The 9,096-nt window shown below is 43.0% G+C and carries 6 protein-coding genes and 6 tRNA genes; 9 read left to right on the top strand and 3 right to left on the bottom strand.

The annotated features are described in order from the left end of the window. Window positions 1-202: 202 nt before the first annotated feature. Window positions 203-622, bottom strand: coding sequence for a hypothetical protein (locus F7D73_RS09585; RefSeq protein WP_153124232.1), 420 nt, complete (start codon window positions 620-622; stop codon window positions 203-205). Between the two features lie 137 nt (window positions 623-759). Between F7D73_RS09585 and F7D73_RS09580 the strand changes: the two genes are divergently transcribed. Together F7D73_RS09580 and glgP are read left to right on the top strand one after the other, a co-directional pair. Then, window positions 760-2,418: a glycogen/starch synthase gene (locus F7D73_RS09580; RefSeq protein ID WP_153124231.1), complete on the top strand. Its 1,659-nt coding sequence runs from the start codon at window positions 760-762 to the stop codon at window positions 2,416-2,418. Window positions 2,419-2,499: 81 nt separating this feature from the next. Beyond that, window positions 2,500-5,058 (top strand): alpha-glucan family phosphorylase, encoded by a 2,559-nt coding sequence (glgP, locus tag F7D73_RS09575; protein WP_153124228.1) that lies wholly within the window; start codon window positions 2,500-2,502, stop codon window positions 5,056-5,058. A gap of 310 nt (window positions 5,059-5,368) precedes the next feature. Here the strand turns inward: glgP and F7D73_RS09570 are convergent, their stop codons facing one another. Beyond that, window positions 5,369-6,307: a ribose-phosphate pyrophosphokinase gene (locus F7D73_RS09570; RefSeq protein ID WP_153124226.1), complete on the bottom strand. Its 939-nt coding sequence runs from the start codon at window positions 6,305-6,307 to the stop codon at window positions 5,369-5,371. Between the two features lie 66 nt (window positions 6,308-6,373). Next, the gene (locus tag F7D73_RS09565) at window positions 6,374-6,982 is read right to left on the bottom strand and encodes a thiamine phosphate synthase (RefSeq protein WP_153124224.1); all 609 of its coding nucleotides are present in this window, start codon (window positions 6,980-6,982) and stop codon (window positions 6,374-6,376) included. Window positions 6,983-7,089: 107 nt separating this feature from the next. On the opposite strand from F7D73_RS09565, the gene nspC reads away from it, so the two are divergent. The 7 genes from nspC to F7D73_RS09530 all read left to right on the top strand — a co-directional run bounded on the left by nspC (window position 7,090) and on the right by F7D73_RS09530 (window position 9,089). Then, window positions 7,090-8,265: a carboxynorspermidine decarboxylase gene (gene nspC / locus F7D73_RS09560; RefSeq protein WP_153124222.1), complete on the top strand. Its 1,176-nt coding sequence runs from the start codon at window positions 7,090-7,092 to the stop codon at window positions 8,263-8,265. A gap of 193 nt (window positions 8,266-8,458) precedes the next feature. After that, window positions 8,459-8,531, top strand: a tRNA-Gly gene (locus F7D73_RS09555). Between the two features lie 65 nt (window positions 8,532-8,596). Further along, a tRNA-Leu gene (locus F7D73_RS09550) sits at window positions 8,597-8,680 on the top strand. 20 nt (window positions 8,681-8,700) lie between these two features. Continuing rightward, window positions 8,701-8,773 (top strand) — tRNA-Gly (locus tag F7D73_RS09545). Between the two features lie 38 nt (window positions 8,774-8,811). Then, window positions 8,812-8,893 (top strand) — tRNA-Leu (locus F7D73_RS09540). Between the two features lie 22 nt (window positions 8,894-8,915). Continuing rightward, a tRNA-Leu gene (locus F7D73_RS09535) sits at window positions 8,916-8,999 on the top strand. 17 nt (window positions 9,000-9,016) lie between these two features. Next, a tRNA-Gly gene (locus F7D73_RS09530) sits at window positions 9,017-9,089 on the top strand. Window positions 9,090-9,096: the final 7 nt, after the last annotated feature.

Here is a 9,096-nt window from a genome sequence, read left to right as displayed (position 1 = left end):
TGCGCCGATGGTACTGCAATGCAATGCGGGAGAGTAGGTAGCCGCCTTCTTTCATTTTTTAGCCTCGATTACGAAAGTAGTCGGGGCTTTTTTGTTTCTCTTTGTTTTGGTGGCTATTTACCATAATAAAGCGGCTCATATTTCCCGTATTTCCAACCATGCTTAATAAGTGGTAGAAAAAAGAGAAATATGAGCCGTAGGCTTATTCCTTGATAAATTTCACCTTTTTAGGTAGTTTTACCCATTTTCTGTTGCGGGCAATTTTCATCGTGCTTCCATCCTTCTGCTGAAGCTCATAGCTGCCATCAGGCATCAGTACCAAGTCGGCAGTTAAATCTTCGCTTCCATAGTCATTAATGATGGATAGGTGAGCTGTTTTTCCCTCAATGATGGCATCTGTAATGAGCCATTTACGGCTATCACGCCTGTCACCAAAATATCCAGGCATCTCTCCATAGAGTTCCTGCCCAGGAACTTTCAAGTTCTTGTGGTAGAAGTCAATATAGAGATATACATCGAATTCTTTGTTTGTAATCTTGCCTTTGAACAAGGTACTGTCTGTTTGTGCCATACAGGATATACTGATTAGGCACAAGAATGTTGCAAAAATCCTTCTCTTCATATTACAATTTTCAATTTACTGCGACAAAGTTATTCATTTATATCAAGAAAAAAGCATATTTTACAGGATTTTAATAAGATAAATTCTTTTTTTTGCAAATATTTAGTTAACTTTGCGGTGTTTTATTGATATTTATTATGGGAAAGGATAGATTATTTCCAGATTATATATTTGAGTCGAGCTGGGAAGTGTGTAATAAAGTAGGTGGAATCTACACAGTATTATCGACACGAGCTCTTACTCTTAAAGAAAAATTGCAGGACCAACTGATATTCATTGGACCTGATTGTTGGGGAGACAAGGTTAATCCTTATTTCTCTGAGGATGATACGCTTTATGCGGAGTGGAAAAAAGAAGCTCAGAAAGAGGGTTTGAAAGTAAAAGTAGGTAGATGGAACATACCAGGTGAGCCTGTGGCTGTTTTGGTTGATTTCGAACCTTATTATGAAATTAAAGACCAAATCTATGGACAGCTTTGGAATGACTATCAGGTAGATAGTCTTCACGCATATGGTGATTATGACGAAGCTTCTATGTTCTCTTATGCTGCCGCTTTAGTGGTAGAAAGTTTCTATAAACATGTTGTAGGAAAGGGTAAGAAGGTTATCTATCATGGAAATGAATGGATGACCGGTCTTGGCGTGCTTTATGTTAACAAGCATCTTCCTGAGGTGGCTACAGTGTTTACTACTCATGCAACTAGTATCGGTAGAAGTATTGCTGGCAACAATAAGCCTCTTTATGACTATCTCTTTGCCTATAATGGCGATCAGATGGCGCAGGAGCTTAATATGCAGAGCAAGCATTCTATTGAGAAGCAGACTGCTAAGTATGTGGACTGTTTTACAACAGTGAGCGACATTACTGCCAATGAGTGCAAAGAGCTGCTGGACAAACCAGTTGACTTCGTTTTGCCTAATGGTTTTGACAATAGTTTTGTTCCTAAGACTACTGCTTTTACCAAGAAGCGTAAGGAGGCAAGAAAGCGTTTGCTCGATGTGGCTAATGCCTTGATGGGTACAGATTTAGACGATGATACATTAATTGTCTCTACCAGTGGTCGTTACGAGTTCCGCAACAAAGGTATCGATGTCTATATCGAGGCAATGAATCGTTTGCTTCGTGATAGCAACTTGAAGAAGAATGTCCTGGCATTCATCGATGTACCTGGTTGGGTAGGCGATCCACGTCAGGATCTGTTGGACCGTCTGAATAGTGGCAAGAAGTTTGACACTCCATTGGAGGTTCCAGAAATTACTCATTGGCTGCATAATATGAGCCATGATAATGTATTGGGTATGTTGAAGTACTTCAATATGCATAATAATAAGGAAGACAAGGTGAAACTGATCTTCTTGCCTTGCTACCTGACAGGCGATGATGGTATCATCAATAAGAGTTACTATGATGTAGTGTTGGGTAACGACCTCTGCATCTATCCTTCATATTATGAGCCTTGGGGCTACACGCCTTTGGAGGCTGTTGCATTCAAGGTGCCATGTATCACCACCGATTTGGCTGGTTTCGGTCTCTGGGCTAACTCGGAGAAGGGAAGTTATAGCGAGATTGAGGATGGTGTGAAGGTAATCAAGCGTACTGACTACAATTATTCAGAGGTGGCTGATGCCATCAAGGATACTGTTGCTAAGTACTCTGGATTTACTAAAACTCAGGTGAACAAGTGTCGTAAGAATGCAGAAAAACTCTCAGAGAAGGCTTTGTGGAAGCACTTTATCGAGTACTATTATGATGCTTACGATTTCGCTTTGAGAAAGGCTGAAGCCCGCATGGGATAATAAAGAAATCTCTCTCTCGGTAGTGAGAAATCACAATATAGTTATAGAGAATATAAATACTTTAATATAAATCGAAACACAATGAAAATTAAAGCAGACTATGCTAATGCTCCTCAATGGAAGGAGACTACTATTAAGTCTAGCCTTCCTAAGGAGTTGAAGTGCTTGGACGAGATTGCTCACAACATGTGGTGGGCATGGAACTATGAGGGTCGTGACTTGTTCAAGAGCCTTGATGCTGATTTGTACGAGAAGTGCAATGCTAATCCAGTATTGCTCTTGGAGCGTTTGAGCTACGACCGCAAGGAGGCTATTGTTAAGGATAAGGAGACAATGGCTAAGGTTAAGAACGTCTATAAGATGTTCCGCGAGTACATGGATGTTAAGCCAAACTCAAAGCGCCCTTCTGTAGCTTACTTCTGTATGGAGTATGGTATTAACCAGGTGGTTAAAATCTACTCTGGTGGTCTTGGTATGCTTGCTGGTGACTACTTGAAGGAGGCATCTGACAGCAACGTGGATATGTGTGCCGTTGGTTTCCTCTACAGATATGGTTACTTCAAGCAGTCTTTGAGTATGGATGGTCAGCAGATTGCTAACTATGACGCTCAGAACTTCAACTCTCTCCCTATCGAGCGAGTATATGATGAGAATGGTAACCCAATGGTAGTTGATGTTCCTTACACAAACTATCAGGTACATGCATACGTATGGCAGATGAACGTTGGTCGTATCAAGTTGTATCTCTTGGATACAGATAATGATATGAACTCAGAGTTCGACCGTCCTATCACTCACTCTCTCTACGGTGGTGACTGGGAGAACCGCTTGAAGCAGGAAATCTTGCTCGGTATCGGTGGTATGCTCGCATTGAAGAAGATGGGTATCAAGAAGGATATCTATCACTGCAATGAGGGTCATGCTGCTCTCTGCAACTTGCAGCGTCTCTGCGACTACATCGAGGAGGATGGCTTGAACTTCAACCAGGCTCTCGAGTTGGTTCGCGCTTCTTCTCTCTATACTGTTCATACTCCAGTGCCAGCTGGTCATGACTACTTCGACGAGGCTCTCTTCGGTAAGTACATGGGTGGCTATCCACAGCGCCTCGGCATTTCTTGGGATGAGTTCATCGGTATGGGCCGTGAGAATGCAGACGATCACAACGAGCGCTTCTGTCTCTCTACCTTCGCTTGCAATACTTGCCAGGAGGTTAACGGTGTAAGTAAGCTCCACGGTTGGGTAAGCCAGCAGATGTTCTCTAACATCTGGAAGGGTTATTTCCCAGAGGAGAACCACGTAGGTTATGTAACTAATGGTGTTCACTTCCCAACTTGGACAGCAACAGAATGGCGTAAGCTCTACGATACATATTTCGACAAGAACTTCATGAACGACCAGAGTAACGAGGAAATCTGGCATGCCATCTACAATGTTTCAGATGCAGAAATCTGGAATACCCGTATGACATTGAAGAAGAAGCTCGTAGCTTACATCCGTGAGAAGTTTACACAGACTTGGTTGAAGAACCAGGGTGATCCTGCTCGTGTAGTATCTTTGCTCGAGCGCATCAATCCTAATGCTTTGATGATTGGTTTCTGCCGTCGTTTCGCTACATACAAGCGTGCTCACTTGCTCTTCACAGACTTGGATCGCTTGTCTAAGATCGTTAACGATCCAGAGCACCCAGTATTGTTCTTCTTCTCTGGTAAGGCTCACCCTGCTGATGGTGCTGGTCAGGGCTTGATCAAGAAGATCTTCGAGATCAGTCAGCGTCCAGAGTTCCTCGGCAAGATCATCTTCCTCGAGGACTACGATATGACTTTGGCTCGTCGCCTGGTTTCAGGTGTTGATATCTGGATGAATACTCCTACACGTCCATTGGAGGCTTCTGGTACATCTGGCGAGAAGGCTGAGATGAATGGTGTTGTCAACCTCTCTGTACTTGATGGTTGGTGGGTAGAAGGTTACCGCGAGGGTGCTGGTTGGGCTCTTCCTGAGAAGCGTACATACCAGAACCAGGGTTATCAGGATCAGCTTGATGCTGCTACTATCTACAACCTCTTGGAGAACGACATCATCCCAATGTACTACAACAAGAACAAGGAAGGCTTCAGCAAGGAGTGGATTCAGGTTGTAAAGAACTCTATCGCTACTATCGCTCCTCACTACACAATGAAGCGCCAGTTGGATGACTACTATGATAAGTTCTACAACAAGGAGGCTGCCCGCTTCAAGAAGTTGAGTGCTAACGACAATGCTTTGGCTAAGGAGATTGCACTCTGGAAGGAGAGCGTTGCTGAGCGTTGGGATGGCATTCACGTAGTATCAAAGGATGATTGCATGTTGATGGCTGCCGAGACTGGTCAGAAGATCAAGGTTCAGTACGTTATCGATGAGCAGGGCTTGAACGATGCAGTTGGCTTGGAGCTTGTTGTATTGAAGGATCAGCCAGAGGATGGCAAGCAGATTTATGCTGTTTATCCATTCAAGATGGTTGGTCATGAGGGTAACAACTTTACATTCGAGGCAGAGATTGAGCCAATCAATGCTGGTTCATTCAAGACAGGCGTTCGTATGTATCCTAAGAACGACAAGTTGCCACATCGTCAGGACTTCTGCTACGTTAAGTGGTTGAACTAATAGGATAGCGGATTTCTATTCGCATCATATATTTAATCCCACATCTCGCAAGGAGGTGTGGGATTTTTTATTTCTTACTTTTTTTGATAATGTAATAAATTCCACACAATATGACAATATAGCCAACTAAGAGTTCGATATTGGTAAGAGTGTCAGGAGAATCAAAGCAAAATATTAAACCTAAAAGGGCATAAAGAATAAAGAAAAATCCGATAAAGAGTTTTAATAATGTTTTCATAATGGGGGATTGGTTATATCATAAAAGGACAGGATTTCAACAACTTAGAAATCCTGTCCTTTTATATATGTATTATACCAGATACTGAGAAGAAATACTCTCGTTGTCCTCTACGCGGCGGATAGTCTCAGCAAACATATCAGCGATAGTGAGCTGCTTAACCTTGTCGCAACGCTTGGTGTAAGGGATTGAATCAGTGAAAACAATCTCCTCGAGAGCTGAATTCTGTACGCGTTCTGAAGCTGGACCACTCATTACACAGTGAGAAGCACAAGCCCGAACAGTCTTGGCACCAGCCTGCTTCATGATGTCGGCAGCCTTGGTAATAGTACCTGCAGTGTCAACCATGTCATCGATGATGACAACATTCTTGTCCTTTACATCACCAATGATCTGCATGCTGGCAACCACGTTAGCGCGAGCACGAGTCTTGTTGCAAAGAACGAGAGGGCAACCGAAGTACTTAGCATAAGTATTGGCACGCTTAGAACCACCTACGTCTGGAGAAGCAATTACCATATCCTTGAGACGCAAGCTCTGCAAGTAAGGCAGGATGACACCAGATGCATAGAGGTGATCTACTGGAACATCGAAGAAGCCCTGAATCTGATCGGCATGGAGGTCCATGGTGATGAGGCGGTCGATACCTGCTACGCTGAGCAAGTCGGCAACCAATTTTGCACCGATGCTGACACGTGGTTTGTCCTTACGGTCCTGGCGAGCCCAACCGAAGTAAGGCACAACAGCGATAATGTTACGAGCAGATGCACGCTTGGCAGCATCAATCATCAGGAGCAACTCCATCAAGTTGTCTGAATTAGGGAAGGTGCTCTGCACAAGGAATACGTCGCGGCCGCGGATAGATTCCTCGAAAGAAACGCCAAACTCACCATCAGAGAACTTGGTTACTACCAAATTACCCAGTGGGCAACCTAAACTAGCGCAGATTTTCTCTGCAAGGTATCTCGAATTAGTACCAGAGAATACCAAAAAAGAGTTCTTGTCACTCATTTCTACTTAGTGTTTATGTGTATTAATAGTTATTTACTACAAATGTACTTTTATGGAGAAAGAACCTTAGCTGCTTGCTTTTCTCAATCTTTCAAAATGGAGAATTAGCTCTTTGAAGTCTTTCTCATTGTGGATGTCGAATCGGTTCCACAAGTCTCCACAGATAACAACACCACCGAAACCAAGTTCTTTGGCTACCTTGATGTTTTCCAAACTCATTCCTCCCAAAGCGTATACCTTCTTGTCGATGAGTCCAGCCTTTGCAGCCATCTCCAGCTGCTGCATGGAGAAAGATGATTTTTCATCCTTAAACTCAATACAGTCGAAGATATTCTTCAGAAAAACGTAGTTTGATTTCTTTTTCATCTCCTTCAACATAGAGAGGTCTGTACAGGTACGGCTGTACTTACCCTTATAGCCATCTGGTACAGATGCAAGTGGATCATCGATATGTATTGCCGCCAAGTCGTATTCCTGCTTGAGGTAATAATGGTCGTGAACCGTAACCTTGCTACGGTAGTCTTCTGGCAATAAAGTGAGCAATCGCTCTGAATACATGGGTGAGGAACCTGGCTTGAAAAGGTGCAGGTTGTCCATGCCCTCGTCGAACAACGAGGTGAGTATCTTGTCTTCTTCCACAAAGAATGTGGACTTTGTCATTATTGCTAATTTCATCGTCAAAATGCATTTTATACTGCAAAAGTATTAAAAATTTCGCAAACATGCAATTATATCGGGATAAAAAGCTATCTTTGCACCATAAAATTAATATTTATCAAGAAATGAGAGTAAATTTATCATCTTTTTGCGAAGTTCACATACCAATTTACGTTTTGGAGGAGAAACTTCTGCGCCGCAATTTATCGCTCATCAAAAGTGTGGCTGAGCGTGCCGATGTGGAAATTATTCTTGCTTTTAAAGCATATGCTTTGTGGAAGACTTTTCCTATTTTTAGAGAGTATATCAATTCCACAACGGCTAGTTCCTTGAGTGAGGCAAAATTGGCTTTTGAAAAGTTCGGGAGTCCTGCTCATACGTTCTCGCCTGCTTATACTGATTATGAAATTGACGAGATAGCTCGGTGTTCCAGTCATCTTTCGTTCAATTCGCTTTCTCAGTATGAGCGATATCATGAACGTGCCCGACGAGCAAATCCTTCTATCAAATATGGGTTGCGGGTGAATCCTGAATATTCTGAGGTTTCCACCTTATTATATAATCCTTGCGCACCGGGTACGCGATTTGGTGTTTCTGCAGATAAATTGCCGGAAAAATTGCCTTCTGACATAGAAGGATTCCATTGTCACTGTCATTGCGAGAGTGGGGCTGATGTATTTGAGCGTACTTTGAAGCATATTGAAGAAAAATTTGCCAAATGGTTTCCGCAGTTGAAATGGATAAACTTTGGTGGAGGCCATCTTATGACCCGTAAAGATTATGATGTGGAACACCTTATTAATATATTGAAGGATTTTCATGCCCGTTATCCACATCTGAAGGTAATCATGGAGCCGGGTAGTGCTTTTGGATGGCAAACAGGTCCGCTGGTTACACAAGTTGTAGATGTGGTAGAAGATAAGGGAATCAAGACGGCTATTATCAATGCTAGTTTTACTTGCCATATGCCCGACTGCCTTGAAATGCCATATATGCCAGCTGTCAGAAATGCAGAAACATTAGAAGTGGACGATCCGATGAAGGCTCCAGAGGGAGAGTATATATATAGAATAGGTGGAAACAGTTGTCTTAGTGGCGACTTTATGGGCTTCTGGAAATTTGACCATGAACTGGAAGTGGGTGAAAATATCATCTTTGAAGATATGCTTCACTACACTACGGTGAAGACAAATACCTTTAACGGAATCTCCCATCCGGCTATAGGTATCGTTCATTTGGATGGAAATTTGGAAATCTTACGCGAATTTGGATATGAGGATTATCTTTCGCGTATGGATTAAAAACGGGATAAAAGAATGAAGAAAACCAGTAAAAAGGTACAATAACTACGGAAAAAGGTGCGTTTTTGCCTGAAAAATGGGCAAAATGCATCTTTTTTTCAAAAAAAGTTCAAGAAAAGTTTGGTAATTCGGAAAAAAGTAGTACCTTTGCACTCGCATTCAGAGGAACGCTCCTATGAAGAGTAGGAAATAAGCGGAAATAGCTCAGTTGGTAGAGCACAACCTTGCCAAGGTTGGGGTCGCGGGTCCGAGTCCCGTTTTCCGCTCATATTTTTTTGAAGACAACATCAAGCTTTATCTTTATTAAGATATTTGGTGAATAATAATTTCTGGAGAGGTGGCGGAATTGGTAGACGCGCTACTTTGAGGGGGTAGTGACAATTGTGTCGTGGGAGTTCGAGTCTCCTCCTCTTCACGTCTTTTGTAGATTGATAAGCGGAAATAGCTCAGTTGGTAGAGCACAACCTTGCCAAGGTTGGGGTCGCGGGTCCGAGTCCCGTTTTCCGCTCATATTTTGATATCTTTGAGATAGGATATTGAAATCGGGCCCAAGTGGCGGAATTGGTAGACGCGCACGTTTCAGGTGCGTGTGTTTCACAACGTGCAGGTTCGAGTCCTGTCTTGGGCACAATGATTAATTGCTTAATGTTGGAGAGGTGGCGGAATTGGTAGACGCGCTACTTTGAGGGGGTAGTGACAATTGTGTCGTGGGAGTTCGAGTCTCCTCCTCTTCACGTGTTTTATTTGATAAGCGGAAATAGCTCAGTTGGTAGAGCACAACCTTGCCAAGGTTGGGGTCGCGGGTCCGAGTCCCGTTTTCCGCTCTATTTT

It is taken from the genome of Segatella copri, from assembly GCF_009494395.1.
Lineage (GTDB): Bacteria > Bacteroidota > Bacteroidia > Bacteroidales > Bacteroidaceae > Prevotella.
Note: the sequence above shows the minus strand (reverse complement) of the source record. Positions and strands in the feature narration are given on the sequence as shown.

Excerpts from the sequence above, each read along its gene's own strand:
- nspC (WP_153124222.1), top strand. The coding sequence starts at position 7,090 with ATGAGAGTAAATTTATCATCTTTTTGCGAAGTTCACATACCAATTTAC.
- glgP (WP_153124228.1), top strand. The coding sequence starts at position 2,500 with ATGAAAATTAAAGCAGACTATGCTAATGCTCCTCAATGGAAGGAGACT.
- F7D73_RS09585 (WP_153124232.1), bottom strand. The coding sequence starts at position 622 with ATGAAGAGAAGGATTTTTGCAACATTCTTGTGCCTAATCAGTATATCC.
- F7D73_RS09565 (WP_153124224.1), bottom strand. The coding sequence starts at position 6,982 with ATGAAATTAGCAATAATGACAAAGTCCACATTCTTTGTGGAAGAAGAC.
- F7D73_RS09580 (WP_153124231.1), top strand. The coding sequence starts at position 760 with ATGGGAAAGGATAGATTATTTCCAGATTATATATTTGAGTCGAGCTGG.
- F7D73_RS09570 (WP_153124226.1), bottom strand. The coding sequence starts at position 6,307 with ATGAGTGACAAGAACTCTTTTTTGGTATTCTCTGGTACTAATTCGAGA.